The sequence below is a fragment of the Pseudomonas sp. EA_65y_Pfl1_P113 genome, assembly GCF_963970525.1.
In the GTDB taxonomy this organism is placed as follows: Bacteria; Pseudomonadota; Gammaproteobacteria; order Pseudomonadales; family Pseudomonadaceae; genus Aquipseudomonas; species Aquipseudomonas tritici.
Window position 1 is genome coordinate 1 of sequence record NZ_CAXAQM010000512.1, and the last position, 467, is coordinate 467.

Below are 467 nucleotides of genomic sequence, written 5' to 3' on the forward strand. Positions count from 1 at the left end.
CAGGGCTTTTCGGGTTCGATCCCGGCGTGCGCGATCACGGCCTTCGCTGCATCCGGCCATGCGCCCTTGGCGACCAGCACGGTATCGACCTCGCGGTTGTTCAAATACGGTGTCCACGCACCCGTGCGCCGCCCGGAATCATGCCAATTGCCGATCGCGAGATTGTCCATCGCGGTGCGGCGCGGAGCGAGGTTGTTCTGCGAATTGAGATTGAGCCACACGCCGACATTGCCGATCGCATTGTTGCGTAGCGTGACGTAGCGCGACCCCTCGTCGAGATACATCGCGATGCCGTGCTGCGCAGCGCGATCGAACAGCGGCTGCACCGCTTCGTTCGGCATCGTCTTTTCGAACCACGTATCGACCTCCGCCTGATCCTCCATGTACCAGCGCGGAAAGAACGTCGTCAGCGCCAGCTCGGGATAGATGATGAGATCGGCGCCCTTGCGCTTGGCCTCATCCAGCAG

1 protein-coding gene is annotated in these 467 nt (G+C 62.3%); it reads right to left on the reverse strand.

Annotation, left to right across the window (positions count from 1 at the left end; all coding sequences use genetic code 11):
* Positions 1 to 467 (reverse strand): nitrilase-related carbon-nitrogen hydrolase (locus AACY52_RS30830; RefSeq protein WP_339561468.1); only part of this gene is annotated, 467 nt, incomplete at both ends.